Source organism: Woronichinia naegeliana WA131, from assembly GCA_025370055.1.
In the GTDB taxonomy this organism is placed as follows: Bacteria; Cyanobacteriota; Cyanobacteriia; order Cyanobacteriales; family Microcystaceae; genus Woronichinia; species Woronichinia naegeliana.
The window spans coordinates 1046424-1063810 of sequence record CP073041.1; the positions used below are offsets into that span (position 1 = coordinate 1046424).

At 40.8% G+C, this 17387-nt stretch carries 13 protein-coding genes and 7 pseudogenes; 8 read left to right on the forward strand and 12 right to left on the reverse strand.

The window, feature by feature from the left end; all coding sequences use genetic code 11:
- Positions 1-26 precede the first annotated feature (26 nt).
- The 6 genes and pseudogenes from gvpN to KA717_05555 form a co-directional block, all read right to left on the reverse strand.
- A complete protein-coding gene (gvpN, locus tag KA717_05530) occupies positions 27-1070 on the reverse strand; it encodes a gas vesicle protein GvpN (protein ID UXE62279.1) in 1044 nt (347 codons plus the stop codon).
- Positions 1071-1834: 764 nt separating this feature from the next.
- The gene (gvpC, locus tag KA717_05535) at positions 1835-2287 is read right to left on the reverse strand and encodes a gas vesicle protein GvpC (protein UXE62280.1); all 453 of its coding nucleotides are present in this window, start codon (positions 2285-2287) and stop codon (positions 1835-1837) included.
- Positions 2288-3173: 886 nt separating this feature from the next.
- Positions 3174-3389, reverse strand: a complete 216-nt coding sequence (gene gvpA, locus KA717_05540; protein ID UXE62281.1) for a gas vesicle structural protein GvpA — start codon at positions 3387-3389, stop codon at positions 3174-3176.
- 254 nt (positions 3390-3643) lie between these two features.
- Positions 3644-3859: a gas vesicle structural protein GvpA gene (gene gvpA / locus KA717_05545; protein UXE62282.1), complete on the reverse strand. Its 216-nt coding sequence runs from the start codon at positions 3857-3859 to the stop codon at positions 3644-3646.
- A gap of 444 nt (positions 3860-4303) precedes the next feature.
- Positions 4304-4524, reverse strand: a pseudogene (locus KA717_05550) (ISAs1 family transposase).
- 613 nt (positions 4525-5137) lie between these two features.
- A pseudogene (locus tag KA717_05555) lies at positions 5138-5257 on the reverse strand (ISAs1 family transposase).
- A gap of 75 nt (positions 5258-5332) precedes the next feature.
- On the opposite strand from KA717_05555, the pseudogene KA717_05560 reads away from it, so the two are divergent.
- Positions 5333-6614: pseudogene (locus KA717_05560) on the forward strand (ISKra4 family transposase).
- Between the two features lie 36 nt (positions 6615-6650).
- Here KA717_05560 and KA717_05565 read toward each other — a convergent pair.
- Positions 6651-6839: pseudogene (locus KA717_05565) on the reverse strand (ISAs1 family transposase).
- A 413-nt stretch (positions 6840-7252) separates the two neighbouring features.
- On the opposite strand from KA717_05565, the gene KA717_05570 reads away from it, so the two are divergent.
- Together KA717_05570 and KA717_05575 are read left to right on the forward strand one after the other, a co-directional pair.
- On the forward strand, positions 7253-7447 hold the full coding sequence (locus KA717_05570; GenBank protein ID UXE62283.1) for a transposase: 195 nt from the start codon (positions 7253-7255) through the stop codon (positions 7445-7447).
- A 17-nt stretch (positions 7448-7464) separates the two neighbouring features.
- Positions 7465-8640, forward strand: a complete 1176-nt coding sequence (locus tag KA717_05575) for an IS4 family transposase (GenBank protein ID UXE62284.1) — start codon at positions 7465-7467, stop codon at positions 8638-8640.
- Between the two features lie 1113 nt (positions 8641-9753).
- Here the strand turns inward: KA717_05575 and KA717_05580 are convergent.
- Positions 9754-11760, reverse strand: coding sequence for an NAD(P)H-quinone oxidoreductase subunit 5 (locus tag KA717_05580; protein ID UXE62285.1), 2007 nt, complete (start codon positions 11758-11760; stop codon positions 9754-9756).
- A gap of 380 nt (positions 11761-12140) precedes the next feature.
- Between KA717_05580 and KA717_05585 the strand changes: the two genes are divergently transcribed.
- Positions 12141-12614 carry a hypothetical protein gene (locus tag KA717_05585; protein UXE62286.1) on the forward strand — a complete coding sequence of 158 codons (474 nt, stop codon included), beginning with the start codon at positions 12141-12143 and terminating at the stop codon, positions 12612-12614.
- A 38-nt stretch (positions 12615-12652) separates the two neighbouring features.
- On the opposite strand, the gene KA717_05590 is transcribed toward KA717_05585, so the two are convergent.
- Positions 12653-13768, reverse strand: coding sequence for an IS630 family transposase (locus tag KA717_05590; GenBank protein UXE62287.1), 1116 nt, complete (start codon positions 13766-13768; stop codon positions 12653-12655).
- 48 nt (positions 13769-13816) lie between these two features.
- Between KA717_05590 and KA717_05595 the strand changes: the two genes are divergently transcribed.
- The 4 genes from KA717_05595 (at position 13817) to KA717_05610 (ending at position 15415) form a co-directional block, all read left to right on the forward strand.
- Positions 13817-14059 (forward strand): hypothetical protein, encoded by a 243-nt coding sequence (locus KA717_05595; GenBank protein ID UXE62288.1) that lies wholly within the window; start codon positions 13817-13819, stop codon positions 14057-14059.
- The gene (locus tag KA717_05600) at positions 14047-14925 is read left to right on the forward strand and encodes an ISKra4 family transposase (protein UXE64558.1); all 879 of its coding nucleotides are present in this window, start codon (positions 14047-14049) and stop codon (positions 14923-14925) included. Before KA717_05595 ends, KA717_05600 begins: the two co-directional genes overlap by 13 nt.
- A 149-nt stretch (positions 14926-15074) precedes the next feature.
- On the forward strand, positions 15075-15221 hold the full coding sequence (locus tag KA717_05605; protein UXE62289.1) for a hypothetical protein: 147 nt from the start codon (positions 15075-15077) through the stop codon (positions 15219-15221).
- Positions 15170-15415, forward strand: coding sequence for a hypothetical protein (locus KA717_05610; protein ID UXE62290.1), 246 nt, complete (start codon positions 15170-15172; stop codon positions 15413-15415). Before KA717_05605 ends, KA717_05610 begins: the two co-directional genes overlap by 52 nt.
- Before the next feature lie 205 nt (positions 15416-15620).
- On the opposite strand, the pseudogene KA717_05615 reads toward KA717_05610, so the two are convergent.
- From KA717_05615 to KA717_05625, 3 pseudogenes are all read right to left on the reverse strand, one after another.
- Positions 15621-16202, reverse strand: a pseudogene (locus KA717_05615) (transposase).
- 54 nt (positions 16203-16256) lie between these two features.
- A pseudogene (locus tag KA717_05620) lies at positions 16257-16553 on the reverse strand (ISKra4 family transposase).
- Between the two features lie 24 nt (positions 16554-16577).
- Positions 16578-17338, reverse strand: a pseudogene (locus tag KA717_05625) (transposase).
- Positions 17339-17387: the final 49 nt, after the last annotated feature.

The following is a 17387-nucleotide window of genomic DNA, read 5'->3' on the forward strand; positions in this document are numbered from 1 at the left end:
TGGTTTCACCCAATAAGAGTATAAAACTAGTCTTTTTGCTTCAGCAAGTTCGTTCGCAGTAAAGATTGAATGGCTTTTAATGATTTACTTTCTGTTACAGGCTCAGAAGTTGAGGCTTGGGCGTCGGAAGGCTCCTCTTCCTCCACAACTAATAATAATTCTACCGGATTGTCGTCGAGGATTTCCCATAAAATAGCTCTTGAGCTATCAATAGGCAAGCTTGTGCGGGACAAAAGAACATCAGCACAGATATCACGGAAGTCAGCATTAGAGGAGTTGGCTACAATGTCGTGGGAGGCGCAGACTTTAGCAATCATTAAACAAGAGCGCAAACCTGACGTTTTTTCAGCCGCAGTTTTCAAACGAAAGGTTTTGACGAGGCTGACAATCAATAAAGCATCTTCTCGACCAATCCCCGTTTTTTGGGCAAGAATTTCCATCTGAGTCAGTTGATCCGGTTCAGGCATATTGATAGTTACCAACCGATCCATTAAAGCATCTTGGGTGGCATGAACCCCACAGTATTCTTCTGGGTTAGAGGTGAAAATTGCCCGAAATTGAGAATTAACCTGTAGGTAATCGGGTTGATGGCTAGTGGGCGGCAGGGTGAGAATTTTTTCTTCCAAGGCAGAGAGTAAAACGTTGTTGACCTCGGGGCGAGAACGATTGAACTCATCATAAACGAGGGTAAACCCCTCTCGACAGGCCATTGTTAACCGAGAATCTACCCAATTATGTTTTAGCTCGTCTTCAACTTTGAGAACGTTGTGGATATAGTTATCCATAAGTTTTTTATGGGTATAACCAGACTGGCTACCAATTAAATCGGAACTGGTGAAGTCATCATCGCCAAATATCAGCATCACAGGTCTGGCTAAACAATTGGCCAAGTGCATTGCCAAGGTTGTTTTTCCCGTTCCTGCCGGACCACATAGATGAATGGAGAAACCAGCGTTTAGATAACGTAAGGCACGAGTGGTAATTTGATCAATCGAAGGTGTAACAACAAATTGACCGGGGCGAAGGCAGAGGACGGATCTTCTTGTTGTTTGAGTTTCAGTAAATGTCATAGTTGAAATCTAGTAAGTACTATTGGTGATTCCCGCCCTGAATGAAAGGGTATTATTGAGCTAACAACCGCCCGTTCAGGTTTCCCTTTAATAGCCGAGTAGGCAAGGATACTTGAGTTACCCGAATTTCATGGCAGGTTTAATTGTTTTCAGCTTTCAAGGCTCACTTTATCATAACATAATATTGCCAAAGATTAAGAACTGTCATTAATTAGCCAGCAATTCTAAATTTAGGGTTTCATTACATAAAAAGCCTTATAACAAGTCATTAACATAAAAAGCCTTATAACAAGAGGGTTGTACAATTCTTAACAATTACAGCGATCACTGAAACGATGCAAAATCGTTCCAAATTTATTTTTGCTGTCAATTAGCTCTAGAATCTTGATCCTGAAGGTATTTTTAGGATATTCATTAGTCGAGGGCTAAGGATCTAAAATTCTTGTCTAGATTACTTTTTAAGACTTAAACAACAGTAATTCTGAATTTAGGGTTTCATTACATAAAAAGCGTTATAACAAGAAGGTTGTACAATTCTTAACAATTACAGTACTCCCTGAAACGACGCAAAGCCGTTCCAAATTTATTTTTGCTGCTTAAACATTTATTTTTGCTGCTTAAACAATGAAGAGCCTAAAAGTAGGTTGAACACCAAAGTCTTATAAGGTGAAAACCGCTATAGTCTTCTAGTTTAACCAGAAAAAGGGACTAGAGGAATTTTACTCTAGCCCTAGGCTTAAGTGGTTTGTAATTAACCTAGAGATTTACTTGCCAAAAACGTAGATAGACAAATCTTGACGAAATTGACGCAATTCGTCTTTCAGCTGTTTTGCTTCCGCTAAACGTCGTTCCTGAAATTGACTTAAATCTTCTTTCTGCTGTTTAGCTCGATCTAGATGCTGTTGACGTAAGTCTTCCTCTAGCCGTTTCGCTTCCGCTAAACGTTGTTCTTGAAATTGACTTAAATCTTCTTTCAGCTGTTTAGCCCGATCTAGACGCTGTTGATGTAAGTCCTCCTCTAGCCGTTTCGCTTCCGCTAAACGTTGTTCTTGGAATTGACTTAAATCCTCTTCTTGCTTTTCCGCCTGAGCTAAACGCTGTTTTTGGGTAGCTGTTAAAAACAAGCGGCTTTCCTGTTGAACTTTTTGGAAAGATTGGCGCAAAGCAGTTTCCTGTTCTTGCGCCTGTTTTTGTCTTTCAGTTTTGACATCCAACAAAAAAGCTTGGACTTCTCGCGAGAGCTGAGCTACTTCTTCAACAATCGATAAACGATCATCGCGGAACTTTTCCATGAGAGCAGGCATGGGGTTGTCCTCAATTACTAAATGTTATGGAATGGATTAGACGCAATCACCCGTTGAAAAAAACTTCACGGGGACTGGGAGGAGAGCTGGTTGACTGACAAAACATGGCTCACTAACCCCTGAGACCCTTAGCTGACAAGGATTACAGGCGAGACAAAGCCATAAAACGATCTTGATCACCTAAAACCCTTACTAGAAGGGGCTTTGAGTGGCATCAAGGCAAACTTTTGTCAGTCAATCAGAGGGGGAGAGACAGCAGATTTCGGCTTTTCTTGATTATCCCAAAGTTGAGGTAGGGGACTACTCCAGACTAAACTAAGGTGTGCAACTTTCCATACCAAAGATGGCTTTCTACTGTAAAAAATAGTCAGCTTCACATTCTGGCGATGGGCGGTAAACCAAGCTACAAAGGTCAAATCACGGTTACAAAAATAACTTGTAGGGTATAGCTTTGTTTTTGTTATCCGTTGCCGTGCCAGCCTGATCAATTATAGACCACTGCTCCCCAAGAGAGGTAGGGCTGATTCATTCTAACAAATCTCAATCAATCAAATCCTTATCTGGCAAGGTTTTAAGGCGATTTCTCAGAATAAATATCTGAAAATTTTTAAAAATACCTTACTTTGCTTACCCCATAAGCGATTGAAGAGAGACAAAAAAGGAATCAAACCAGAGAATGAATCAGCCCTACCCAAGAGAGGGGGTAACTAAACTCAATAGAAGTTTATAAAGAAAGCCGAGAATCTGGAAAACCCGCTAGGGTTTTGACTCAACAGATAAGAGAATCTGTGAGCAATCCTTAAGCAGGGACTGCCGCAGATTTAGTCAGACCGACAGCTTCAGCGTATTTGAGGTAGGTTTCAACCGAAGCGATGACTACACGAGCTTCAATCGCTAATAATTCGATGCCCACCAGAGAGACGCGAACCCAAGCATCAATAACGATACCTTTGTCGAGGATGCGATCAATAACTTCAGCTAAGCTAGAGGAAGAGTTAGTTTTTTCAACTGCCATGGTGATAGACTTTCCAGATAGGTTTTTTGGGAAGGGGGAGCATCTTATACTTATGCAATTAAGTAATTATACTTGTGTCCGAAATTAGCTTGCAGCAAGGTTTTCAAAATAGCTTGACATCAAACCTAATTTAGCAGTTACAAAGGATAAGGTGCTCCCTTTAGAAAGTGTGAGAAGTAATTAAACTTAATAGGGATTTAGAGAAAAACCGCTAGGGTTTTAACTCAACAGATAGGAGAATCTGTGAGCAATCCTTAAGCAGGGACTGCCGCAGATTTAGTCAGACCGACAGCTTCAGCGTATTTGAGGTAGGTTTCAACCGAAGCGATGACTACACGAGCTTCAATCGCTAATAATTCGATGCCCACCAGAGAGACGCGAACCCAAGCATCAATAACGATACCTTTGTCGAGGATGCGATCAATAACTTCAGCTAAGCTAGAGGAAGAGTTAGTTTTTTCAACTGCCATGATAGTTAGACCTTTGTGTTGTTTTCATAGAGAGTGTACGTTGCTGAAGTCATGGAGGATTCAGAAATTCATTTGGTTTTCTGCCTTCACAACTTCTACGCCTTTGAAGATAACACCCTTGTCTTGTCGTTGTCAATATCTAATCTCGAGTTTTTAGTTGAAAAATATACAATTTTTAGTTAAGAAGTGTAGTTAATTCTCAGTTTTCGGGTTAAGAAATGCAATCAATTCTCAGAAAAGCATCACACATATACTTTCATTATGAAGCGGTCACTGGCTCTAGCCAAGATCTTACACAAAACGAATCAACCAATAGCACAATAGCAAAAGCCTTACAGGGCAAAATTTTTAGGATTTTAAGACACAAGTGTATTGAAACTTTAGTTTTGATGATCGCTATCTTGGGTGTTATTCGTGGAGCTGAGGGGTTAGGGCGAACGCATCTTAATTTTCTCCCCGTAAAACCTGAAGAAGATAATCTTCGTCCCAACCAGCACGCAGTCGCTTACCCTATAATACCGAGTTTTAGTTTCTTCTCCGTATGTGAGCAAGTTCAGAGCGATATGTCGCACGACCGCTAAATTCTCAGGAGCAAAATCCTTACGAATACGACAAGCATCCTCGTTGAAGGCCAAGTCTAAAACCTAATGTAAGGAGTTCTCTATACTTGGCACGGTCATGGATTGAGATTTTCGCCCCCTGAATCCCCCAATGCTGGGGGACTTTGAAACCGATAAATAGAGAATGTTTCCCCAAAAACTTGGGGGGCTAGGGGGGCTGAACTAAAAAACGCAAATTATCACCGTGCGAGGTATATTAACCAATGACTGCGAACGGATTGGGATAATTTTTGAGCATCACTAGGCAGACTACTGATATAGTAGCGAGTCTCATACTATGTTTTGTCTTTCAATCGCCTCTCTGCTTGAATCATCGAAAAAAATGGGTCTGAAACCCCGTCCTTCTCAGCAATTCCAAATTCAGAATATACGCCTTATGTGAGTTGTCCAAAGGGTTGAACAGGAGTCTGCTCAAAGGTGAGAACATCGATGCCAAAAAGCTGGCGCAACAATATACGTAGCAGGGCGAACGCATCTTATTTTTGAAAGGTAGGCTGGATAAGGGTTTCCGAGATCATGATTGATTTTTTATGAAACGCTGAAAGTCTTATCAGATAAGGAGTCTAGAATTTAGATGCGTTTGCCCTGTCAATATCCTCACATAGATTACCTTGATTGCCCTTTCAGGGCTAAAATATAATCTCCTCCTCGTCCTACCTATCTGCTGGGTAATCTTTGTCTGAGTTCCTATGGCATCAATCGTTACGATACAGCCTTTGACCTCTAACATTTTTAGTAATTTAGGAATCGCTGTGATTTCATTCGACTTACTCTCCACCGGGTGTGACCTTTAGTTGATGAAGGAAAAGAAAAGTGTTAACATGGGATGAAAAGTGACAAAGAGGAAACAATGATGACAGCAAAACTAATTAATGTAGAGGGTTCAAAGATAAAAATAGAACTAACATTAGAACTCAGTCGTTCAATGTTGGATACAGAAATAAATATTCAAAAAGGCTTAAACGAAGTAGGTTGCATCGCCAGCAAAGAAGCCTTGAAATATTTAGATACAGATGGTTCACCCTTAAAAATCGGTGAAGAAATCTGGAAGAGTAAGGGAGAGCAACCGAAAGAATATCAAACACCTTATGGTGAGGTTATAGTGAATCGTCATGTATATCAGCGTTCACCTTTGAGGAAAAACGTATTGCCCCTTAGAAAGAGAAGCAAGGATAATCATAACATCAACGCCATTATTGGCAAAACAGGTATCCTCAAAAATGTCAGGGATGGCAGGCAAAGAGGTGAAAAATGATTTATTAGAAAATCATGGTAGAAAAGTAGCGCTATCCTATATCCAAAGATTGAGTGAAGCAGTAGGAAGTGTGGTACAGGCAAAAGAAGAAGCGTGGAGTTATGCCCCGCCCAAGGAGGATAGCCAAATTGCAACAGTGGGAATAGGATTAGATGGAACCTGTATGCTGATGTGTGAGGATGGCTACCGTGAAGCAATGGTGGGAACCGTTTCCCTATACGATAGTGAAGGCGAACGTCAACCTACAATCTATCTAGGTGCGGCACCAGAGTATGGAAAAAAGAGTTTTCTAGAAAGATTAGAAAGAGAAATTGAGCGAGCGAAAAACCGTTATCCAGAGGCAACATTGGTCGGGATAGCAGACGGGGCAGAATCAAATTGGAAGTTTTTAGAAAAGCAAACGGAAGAACAGATATTAGATTTCTATCATGCCTCTGGTTACTTAGGTGCCTTGGCAGAAGCGTTGCATCCGAATACCGTGTCAAAACAAAAAGAATGGTTGACTGAAAATTGTCGAGAACTCAAGCATGAAAAAGGAAAAGCAGGAGAACTGCTAAATCTGATGAAAGAAGTCAAAGAAGAAAAAAGTCATTCTAAGAATCTTACCGAGAAACTACAAGCGGCGATTACTTATTACGAGAATCATCAGCATCAAATGGATTATGCTGAATACATAGAGAAAAAGTATCCGATTGGTTCAGGTGTTACGGAAGCAGCTTGTAAGACGTTGGTCAAACAACGATTATGTTGTTCAGGGATGCGATGGAAGGAAAAAGGAGCAGGAATTATTTTGAGCCTACGAGCTTTGGTATTGACCAAGGAACGATGGAGTCAATTTTGGGCAAAACTTGATCAATATGGGTTCCCTGTAGAACCCTGATTACAACAGCTTTTATCAACTAAAGGTCGCACCCCTCTCCACCTTGCACTGTCCTAGCACTAAACGATTCGCTGTTGCCCATGCGCTCACCATCTGAATCGCCCCCTTGCCGTTGGCATTATCATCGGACTGGCGAAGGGTTTTACCGTCAATCGCTATCACTTCTCCGCTCCTTACCTGCGCTATACTTCTTACTCAATTCAGAAAGCACTCTTGAAATTGTTCTTGCTGTAAAATTTTCGTTGATTACATCTGACGCGAGCTCGAAAGCCCTATCGTACCGTTTCACAGGATAATCTATCAACGAATTATTTACAGGTAGAAAGCTTTTGTCAATGCGTAACTCCTACATAGGGCTTGCTGAATAAGTATAGAACCCTTGCCAGACAATGCTTTCAAGCATTTTAAAAACGATCAGGTGCAAGGTTATGGCCTTTCTGACTTTTCCCGTTAAGTCCAAAATCCAGCAATGCAAACTTCTAGAGGCTTTATCTGGCAAGGGTTTGAGTAATGATTCTCTTGACAGGAAAAAAATATTCTGAAGCCATCATCCCGCTTATCGTTCAAATTTCAAAAACAAAGGATGAAGGGAGTATGAGACTGTAAAATGGAGAAAATCTTAAAGGGCAGGTCAAAAAATGTTGGAATGGTGGACAAAAAACTTTGCCAGTTGTGAATTGGGAGACGAGAGGCTAAACAATCGTGCCTTCTCGATTGGGAAAAAGTTAAGTGAGGGGTTTGGAAAAGCCTTATCAGAAGTGTTTAAGGGAGGAAACGAGTTAAAGAGGGCCTATGAATTTTTGGGAATCCGAAAACAGACTTTGTCAAGATAATAGAGCCGCACTGTGAAATGACAACTGCCGCCGTAGAAGAATATAAGATAATGCTATCAGTCGGAGATACGACCTTCTTAGATTATCGCAATATCAAGGAAAAAAGGGAAGGGTATGGGCCGACTGGAAAAGGAGGGAATGGATTAATACTGCATAGTGCTTTAGCAATTGAGCCAGAAAAAGGACAAGTATTAGGTTTATTATGGCAAAAACTGTGGAATAGGGAGGTAAAAGAAAAGCCCCCAACAGATGAAACGGCGAAGCAGAAAAAAGAAAGACAGAAAGAACAAAGAAAAGCAGCTCGTCAAAGACCATTTGAGGAAAAAGAATCCTACAAATGGGTAGAGGCTCTAAACACCTGTGAGAAACAGGTAGAAAGTTCAACGAGGGTAATTCATGTATTTGACAGAGAAGGAGATGTTTCAGAAGTCTTTGACTCAGTGCGTCAACTCAAGCATACAGGAGTGCTGGTCAGAGCGTCTCATAATCGTAGTTTAGACAAAAATAGTGAACGACTTTGGCAACATTTGGAATCAGAACCGATTCGTTTTCATCAAGAAATCGAGATTCCGAGTACAGGAAAAAGAAAAGCACGGAAGGTTAAGCTTGCCGTCCGATTTTGCTCAGTTAATCTACGAACTCCCTATCGTTTTGATAATCGTGACCCGTTGAATGTCTATGCTGTTTATGCGACAGAAATCGATTGTCCCGAAGGCGAAACTCCTTTATCTTGGATGCTTCTGACTACAGAAGTTGTTGAGACTATTGAGATGGCTGTCACTATTCTTCGTTGGTACACCTACCGATGGCGGGTTGAAGAATTTCATAAAGTCCTTAAGTCTGGTTGTCAGAGTGAGCGTTATCGACTTGCCTCTGATGGAATGAAAACTCTTTTGGGTTTTTTAAGTGTCATTGCTGTTGAACTTTTACACGTTACTTATCTTCATCGTACCCAGCCCGATGCTCTCGCGATTGAAATTCTTAATCCTCTTCAACTTCAGGTGTTAAAAGCAGCCGCCTCTCAAAAACTTCCCCCTATTTTGACTGTTGCTTGGGCTGTCGAGTCTGTTGCTTTTCTTGGTGGTTATCTTGAACATCGTCGTAAAACTCCTCTCGGTATCCAAGTCCTTTGGCGCGGTTGGTTGAAGTTGCATGACCTTTGCCAAGGCTGGCAGCTTGCAATCCGCACTTAACGGGAAAAGTCAGATGGCCTTTGGAGACTCAAAGCCCATGCACGTCGTTGAAAAACTGGGGGTTGAAATTGGAAACAACTCTCTGAAGTCACCATTTTTCGCGTCCTGTGGCATCTAGGTTCGTTTTGTGGACTTTTTCAGCAGACCCTACATAATTGACAATCCGATGTTTATGTTTGTTTACTGGACAGTGCGAAGTTCTAGGAAAATCAACGAGTTTACTAGGGTTTCAGCCCCCAACGCCCTTCTACCCTCTTCCAGACTCACAATCGCTGAAACCCTTTCAATGCAAGGCTTTTAGGCATTTTATCAAAATGTCTGACAGAGAACTTCGCACTCTCCAGATCTATAAAAAGAAGTATAAATTGGGTATTCCCTCAGAACGCGATCGCAACTAACAGAATATGATCAAAATCGTTAACAAAAAGCACCTCCATTAAGAGAGTGCATTGATTGTAGGTTTAAGAGTGTTTTGGGGTATAAATTTTGGGGTAAAAGTTCTGGGCGCACGCAATCATTGGTGTCAACTTAAGCCAAAACCCTTATTAAATAGGGCTTGCTGAATAAGTATAGAACCCTTGCCAGACAATGCTTTCAAGCATTTTAAAAACGATCAGATGCAAGGTTATGGCCTTTGGAGGCTCAAAGCCCATGCACGTCGTTGGAAAACTGGGGGTTGAAATTGGAAACAACTCTCTGAAGTCACCATTTTTCGCCTCCTGTGGCATCTAGGTTCGTTTTGTGGACTTTTTCAGCAGACCCGAAATAAGGATAGGATTGTGGGATAAGCTAGGTAAGGATTGTGGGATAAGCTAGGTGGTGCTAATAAATTATCAATCAACGATTAATCAAAGGTTATGGCTCCGAGTACTTACAAATAAGGCTCAATAAGATGTCCTAAAGTAGTTTCAAAGCCTTAATCAGAAAGAGTTACCATGGCAAACGCATCTAAATTCTAGACTCCTTATCTGATAAGACTTTCAGCGTTTCATAAAAAATCAATCATGATCTCGGAAACCCTTATCCAGCCTACCTTTCAAAAATAAGATGCGTTCGCCCTGAAAGAGTTACACGTTAAGTTGACACCAATGGCACGCAATGCGTCCCTACGGTTTAAACGACACTAAAAACAATTACAAATCCCAAGACTGCTGCAAAGACAATCAGGGCATAGAATTGGGCGCGACCATTTTCTAAATACTTCAAACCTTCACCACTAACTAAAGTAACTAACCCTGTGAGGTTAACGGCTCCGTCAATGACTTTGTAATCAATTTCCATGATCTGCCGTGCTAAACGACGAGAACCCTTAACAAAGAGGCGATCATAAAGGTCATCAAAATACCATTTGTTTAGGGAAAAACGGTAAAGTGCGGGGTATTTTTCGGAGATCGCGGCGGGATCAATTTTGTGTTGCAGATACATCAAGATAGCAAAACTAATACCGATTAAACCTATACCGATGGAACTGCCCGCCATCACATAAAACTCAGACCAGTCAAATTCTGCCGCTTGTTCAAAAATTTCCCCAGGGGCATGAATAAAGGCTTCAAATTGATTAGCCCAGGGACGACCAATTAAGCCAATTAAAATCGAAGGAACAGCTAAAGCCATTAACGGGAAAGTCATGGCGATCGGGGATTCGTGGGGGGAATGACCGTGACCGTGATCATCGTGATCATTTTCCGTCGGTACTAACCCGTAAAAATCAAATACTTTTTTGTGCAGAGCCTTATCATTACCGCGAAATGGGCCTTCAAAGGTCATAAAGTACATACGGAACATATAAAAGGCGGTTAACCCTGCGGTTCCGAAACCAATTAACCAAAGGGCTGGATTGGCTTGGAAAGCTAGACCGAGAATTTCATCCTTTGACCAGAAACCGGCAAAAGGCGGAATCCCACAAATCGCCAGGGTTCCGATTAAGAAACAAGTGGAGGTAATGGGCATATATTTTCGCAAACCGCCCATAATTCTCATGTCTTGGGCTAAAACAGGATCATGGCCGACCACGCCTTCCATACCGTGAATAACGGAACCCGAACAGAGGAACAGCATCGCCTTAAAGTAAGCGTGGGTCATCAGGTGAAATAAGCCCGCAGAATAGGCTCCAATGCCCATGGCCATGACCATATAGCCCAATTGGGAAATGGTGGAGTAAGCTAAACCCTTTTTAATATCGTTCTGGGTGAGGGCGATCGTGGCTCCCAAAAAGGCCGTCACACAACCCGTCCAGGCGATCACATTCATCGCGGCGGAAATCGGTTCAAAGACGGGATACAGCCGTGCGATCAGAAATACCCCTGCGGCTACCATTGTGGCGGCATGAATCAGGGCAGAAATGGGAGTCGGGCCTTCCATCGCGTCGGGAAGCCAAACGTGTAGAGGAAATTGAGCGGATTTAGCGACAGGGCCAAGGAAGAGTAAAACAGCAATGAAGGCGGCAATGCCTGCTCCAATGGTTCCAGAGTTAACGGCCTGTTCTAGGCGTTCTCCTGCAATACCGAAGTCAAAACTGTTGGTGGACCAATATAAGCCTAAAATGCCGAGCAGTAAGCCAAAGTCACCGACACGGTTAGTGACAAAGGCTTTTTGACAAGCATCCGCCGCCGCCTTGCGATCGTACCAGAAGCCGATGAGCAGATAGGAACACATCCCCACCAATTCCCAAAAGATATAAACCTGCACCAGGTTGGGACTAATGACTAGACCGAGCATGGAGGAGGCAAATAAGCTGAGATAGGCGTAAAACCTAACATAGCCAGGGTCATGGGCCATATAGCCATCGGTGTAGATCATCACTAGAAAGGCTACGGTGGTCACGATGACCAGCATTAACGCGCTGAGGTGATCAATGGCAAAACCCATATTCAGGTGAAAATTGCCCGCACTGGCCCATTCCAGTGATCGCGTATAGACTTCATGGCCTTGCAGTTGATCCGCAAGTAGCAGGAAGGATAACACCATCGCGGTTCCAGCCAAAAAGACAATGAGAAAGGCATTGAGTTGCCGTAACCCATTGGTAACTTGATTAAAAGAAATGAGTCCTAGACCGACGATCACTGCTCCCACCAGAGGCAGGACAGGAATTAGCCAGGCATATTCATAAAGCAGTTCCATATTGTGTAATACCCACCTAAACGATTCGCTTCTTATTCTAGGGATAAGGCCCTTTATTGTGACACAGGCGGGCCTTAAGAAAGTATTTATACTTACCGACTGAGGACAAACGGCGATCACAGCTTCAATAACCGGCTAATCAGCGATCGTGATTTTCGATAGATAATGGGGAGGCGATCGCGAATTGAAAATTTGAATATGAGCAATGACGATATTTACGCACAAGTTAGACAAGCGGAACTGGTATCGTCTGATCAAAGTTGAAAAAAGTTATGGTGTAAGGCTTTGAGAAAATAGAAAAATAGTTTAAGACTAGACATCGGCCCGTTTTTATTATATTATTATTGTCATTATATCAAAGAAGAAGGAAACAGAAAACAATGTCAATATTAAAGAAAAGCTCTATGGAAATCCTGAATGATGTTGGCTTGTGCCAAAAGAAAGAGGATGCCTTATTCAAGAAAAACTGTCCTCATTGCTATAGTGAAAAAGTAAAAATACATTCTCATTATCAAACGAAAGGTAACGGGGAACGTAAAATGTTCATTTGTCAAGAATGTAGTTCTTGTTTTGCTGAGACTTATGGTAGCGTAATCGCTGGCTTAGAAACCCCATTAAGTGAAATTGTAAAAGTATTAAAAGCCAGAATGGAAGGAATAGGATTAAATGCAGCAGCCCGAGCATTCGGCTACGCGAAAACAACAATATTGAATTGGGAAAAGAAATTATCAGGATTACAAGAGACATTATTTTTATACGCCTTAGTGAATGAATTTGTTAAATTAGTAATAGAAGGGGATGAACTATATACAAAAGTTGGAAAAAATAAAGAAGCAAGTGCCTCTGAGGGTTAGACAATCGTGCTCATGGAAAGGGCTAAGCTGTCATCAGTTTAACTTGCAATAATACTTGAGCCCTTGTTTTTGATTTTACGTCCCCAACATATTGTCAATCCACCTTCATTAAGAAGTTTATGGATGAGAGATTCTAATTCTTCAATTGATTTGAATAATTTATTTGCAATATATTCTTTTGCTGAATGCCATACCAATTCCATTAAATTATAATCGGGACTATAGGGGGGTAAAAACTCCAAAATAATGTTTGGCATTTCTTCCGTGCTCTCGTCTAGAATTTCTTGCTTTTTGTGGAAGCTCGCATTATCTAAAATAATCACAATCTTCAGACCATTCTTTTCAAAGTCTTCTTTTTTATTTCCTTGTTCTATCCATTCTCTTTGTATGTCTTTGTAAAATTTTAATAATACACTCTTGAAGTTCTGAGAGTTACCAGTGGGAATCAAATCAACCCACCGTTTTTTGTCAGTATATCTAATACCACCCATTACATTGACTCTTCCTTTTCTTCTATCTCCCCTCACTTTTTTACGCTTTCCTTTTTTTGTCCAATGTTTTCTCCGTATTACTCTTAAGCTGAAGCCACTTTCATCCCAAAACCATATCTGGATTGATTCTGGCTTTTCTTTCAAAAGCTTCTTGTACTCTTCAACTTTCTTTCTAAATTTCTCTCTTTTTTGCTCATCTTGTTTATCTTCTAGACTATATTTTGCCCAGATGTAGACAAATCGCTTTTTTTTAAGCATATTTCTAAGTTGTGTATTTCCTAACAATATACCCGTTTCTTTTTCCATATGAGTTGATAGTCTTGCTACTGTCCAACGTCCAAATTCATATCCAAACTCTTCAGGCTCTTTGATTATTATCTCCGTCAATTTCTCTATGTATTCTTCTGTTACTTTCCTGTGATTTCCTTTTTTTCTTTTGTCTCTTAAGCTTTCTATCTCTTTCGGATTTCCATTATTGCACCAGTACCACACTTGTCGTTTGCAACATCCTAATAATCCTGATATTTCATCATACGTTTTTCCTTCATTTCTCAGTAACATAATCAATATTCTCTCTCTTGTAACTGCGTGCTCTTCCGTTTTAAGGGCTTTTTGTAGCTCTTTCTTGGTCTTTTGGTCTAAGAAGTTTAACGTCGGGTACATCCCGGATAAAGTAGTACACAGAATCTGGGGTAAAATGGAAAAAAACTGATGAGCGAAAAAAGTATGTTACCGATTCCCCCAGAAGAAAAAGCACTGTTAAAACAGCATCTCACCGAATCAGCCCGTATCTTGCGCAAATATACGGAACCAGAGAAACAGAAGGACTTTGGAAGCATCGAAGTAGAAGTCAGAACCCAGATGTTAGAAATTGTGGGGCCAACAATGGGGGAGTTTTTTTTTCAGAAGGGGGAAAAAAACGGTCTGGAAACAAGCGAAAAATCAAAACCCTAGTCGGAGAAGTGGAAATAAGCCAAAAACAAGCCAGAAAACTAAAGGTGTCGCCAAAAATCGTCTTAAGTCCAGGTTTAGAGAAATGCTGTCTAAGAGCCAGTGCGAAAACATCCTACCAACAAGCAGAAGAAGATATAGAGGAGTTGATGGGGATAAAAGTAGGACATAGCAGTTTACATCGCTTGGTAGAACGGACAGAACTGCCCTTAGCTCAAGCTCAGTCAGAGAGTGCGGGGGTCAGTATAGATGGGGGAAAGATTTGTCTGCGGGGCGAGGAGAAGGAAGGGGGACAGTGGCGAGATTATAAACTGGTGAGTCTTCATGGCAATGTCTGTGAAGCCTTTTTCCAAGACCCAGAGGGCTTAAAGAATTGGAGCAATGTTCAACCTTTGTCCCCAATAGTGACCTTTTTGGGAGATGGTCATCCCGCAATCTGGAATGCGGTAGAGAGTTTCGCCACTCAATCGTGGCTGATACGACGAGAGGTGTTGGATTGGTATCATCTCAAGGAGAATCTGTTCAAAGTGGGTGGCTCTCTCAAACGGCTAGAAGCAGTGGAGCATTTACTGTGGCGGGGTTTTGTGAACAAGGCAATAGATGCGTTTGATGGAGTCAAAAGCAAGAGGGCAAAGAATTTTCAAGCCTATTTGACGAAGCATTATCAGCGTATCCCTGATTACCAATACTATCAACAGCTTGGTATTGTGATTGGTTCTGGTGATGTGGAGTCTAAGATTAAACAGGTGGGAGCTAGGGTTAAATTGTCGGGAGCACGTTGGCATCTTCATAATGTTTCTCGTATTCTTCGGCTACGATGTGCTTATCTCAATCACTCTCCTCTTTTGAGTGTCAATGTATTATCTTAAGTGGGATGCACCCTTTAACGTCAGCATAGTCATACAAAAAAGTAAGTCTATATATTCTACCTTATATCCACTTAGAGTGATGACAGCTTAGCCGCTTTATTTGGCATTTAAAATGTGGTCGAAAAGAGCAGAAATTATTTCTAGAAGCAATGATGACGGTAGCGGAATTATTTGAAAGGAGTGCAGAATCTCTCCAGTTATTTACAGATGGAGAAAAGCGATATAGTCAACTGCTATTTGATATTTGTCACGAAGTATTAAGGACTGGAAAGCGATATTACCGAAGGGTCTTGTAGTAAGACTAAAAAATAAGAGTAGTAAACGTCGAGATTCTGAGGGTAAACTAAAGAAAGTAGAAACTCCGAAACCAGAACATCCAGAGATAACAGAAAAACCAGAAGAAAAGGACGTCCATGCCAACCACGTTGAGGCATTTAATAGTGCTATCCGACGCTATTTAGCCGCCTTTCGTCGTCGTACAAATACTTAGGGCTTGCTGAAAAAGTCAAAAAACGAAAGAAATGTGGGTTAGGGAAGTATGGACTGAAAAAGCATAGATAACTTATCCTTATGGAAACAAATCAAAATACAGATTTTGTTTAATCTATTGTTCCTTTCTGTCTAAAAAGGTCAACACAAATCACTCCTCACAAAAGAGAGGAAAATTAACACCATTTTTCACAAGAAAAACGACTCTACAACTTTTTACTTTTTGTCTTCTGAAGTAGAGTAGAAAGATTCATTACCAAAAAGTTCATCGCAATTACCGTTTCCGAGGTCTCAGGTAGTTTGGCCATCACTCGACCAAGACTAAATTTCCTCTTTCCCTGTCCGAATTTACCCTCAATGGCATTATGCACTCTTTCATCTGAGCGTGCCTCTTTCTTTTTTTCTTTGCTCACCTCTTTCGGCGGTCTTCCCAATCGGGGACCACTCATTCTTATATCCCTTTCTTTACAATAAGCTCGATTCGCTTTTGTTCGATAGATTTTATCCACATGAACCGATTCCGGATAACATCCTGTTTCCCTTTTATATTCTTCTATTCGCGCTTGTAAATCTCCCGATTCGTTGTAATTATCCCAACTTAATTTGTCTAAGAAGACAAAGCCATTCACATTACTTGCCGATATTTTAGCTCCAAACTCTACTGCTTTTCCCGCTTTTCCACGCACTATTGGACGCACGTGAGGTTGGCTTACACTCACAATTCTGTTTTCTACTTTATTTGTCTTTTTTTCATACATTTCTAACTGTTGCTCATACACTTTTCCTAGGGAGCATCTCACCTTTGCAATAAGTAGAAATACTTAACGAGGTAAATGAAAGAGTCAAAAAAGGTAATCATTTAAATAGGAACAGCGATGACGAAGTACTTGTGGTACATTGTCAGAATTCCAACTCGCACCAGTAATTTTAAGACGATGACCAATTTGTTTAACTTGAGATTCGACAGAGCCAGAGCCAATAGAAATGCCCTCTGCCTGCAAATAACCATAATTGACAATCCGATGTTTATGCTTGTTTAAATAAATGATAAAATTCTCAGCTTGAGGCTCTGACCATCCCTCAAAACAGGAGATAGCGGCATCCACTTCACCCGTCCAAAGAAAAGACTTGACCTCCTCTTTTCCTATCGTTACAAGCTCTTCTTGCTCTTTTTTCGTTAGTTTTTCTAACTTTGCTCCCTCTTCTATCATTTTTTCTATATGAGACAAGTTTCTTTTTATATATCCTAGTTGTTTTTTTGTTCCTTTTCTTCTTTCTTTTTTTGACACACGACGTTTTTTTGCTATGGCTAAGTACTCTTTTCTTGCCACTTCCCTATAAGTCCTCGGCTTTTCTTTCCTTTTCTCTTTTATTTCTTCATACAGCTTATCTATTATTTTTTCTGTTTTTTCTCTGGCATCATTCAATATTCCTATATCCGTTGGATATTTTATATCTGCTGGTGTACAAGTCGCATCTAACAATAACTTTCCTTCATTTTCTTTTTTTCTGACGCTACACCCGTCGCTTTTTTTTCTATTTCTTTATTAATTTTATTTATTAATTCCATTCCTATTTTTTTACGAAAATGAACCATCATTGACGCATTAAATGCTTCTTTGCTACTATAGCTTTCCATTCCTATAAAGTACTGTAAATAAGGGTTCTCTTTTATTTGTTCTACTGTTTCTCTGTCACTTTTTCCTGAAATTTCTTTGATAATTAATGCTCCTAATGCCATTCTAAATGATTTGGCTGGGGCTCCTTTTTTTTCTGTGAAGTTTTTTGCATATTCTTCCTCATATTCTTCCCAGGGAATCATTTTTGACATTTCTATCCAACGATTTTCTTCGTCTAACTGCCCGCCGAACAGATTTTTCAAGTTTTCTGGTGTTTCAATTGAGTACTGTTGCTTTCGGTACATCTGCTTTCTCTCTTCTTAATGCAATGGTTTTGAGGCATTCTACCCTATT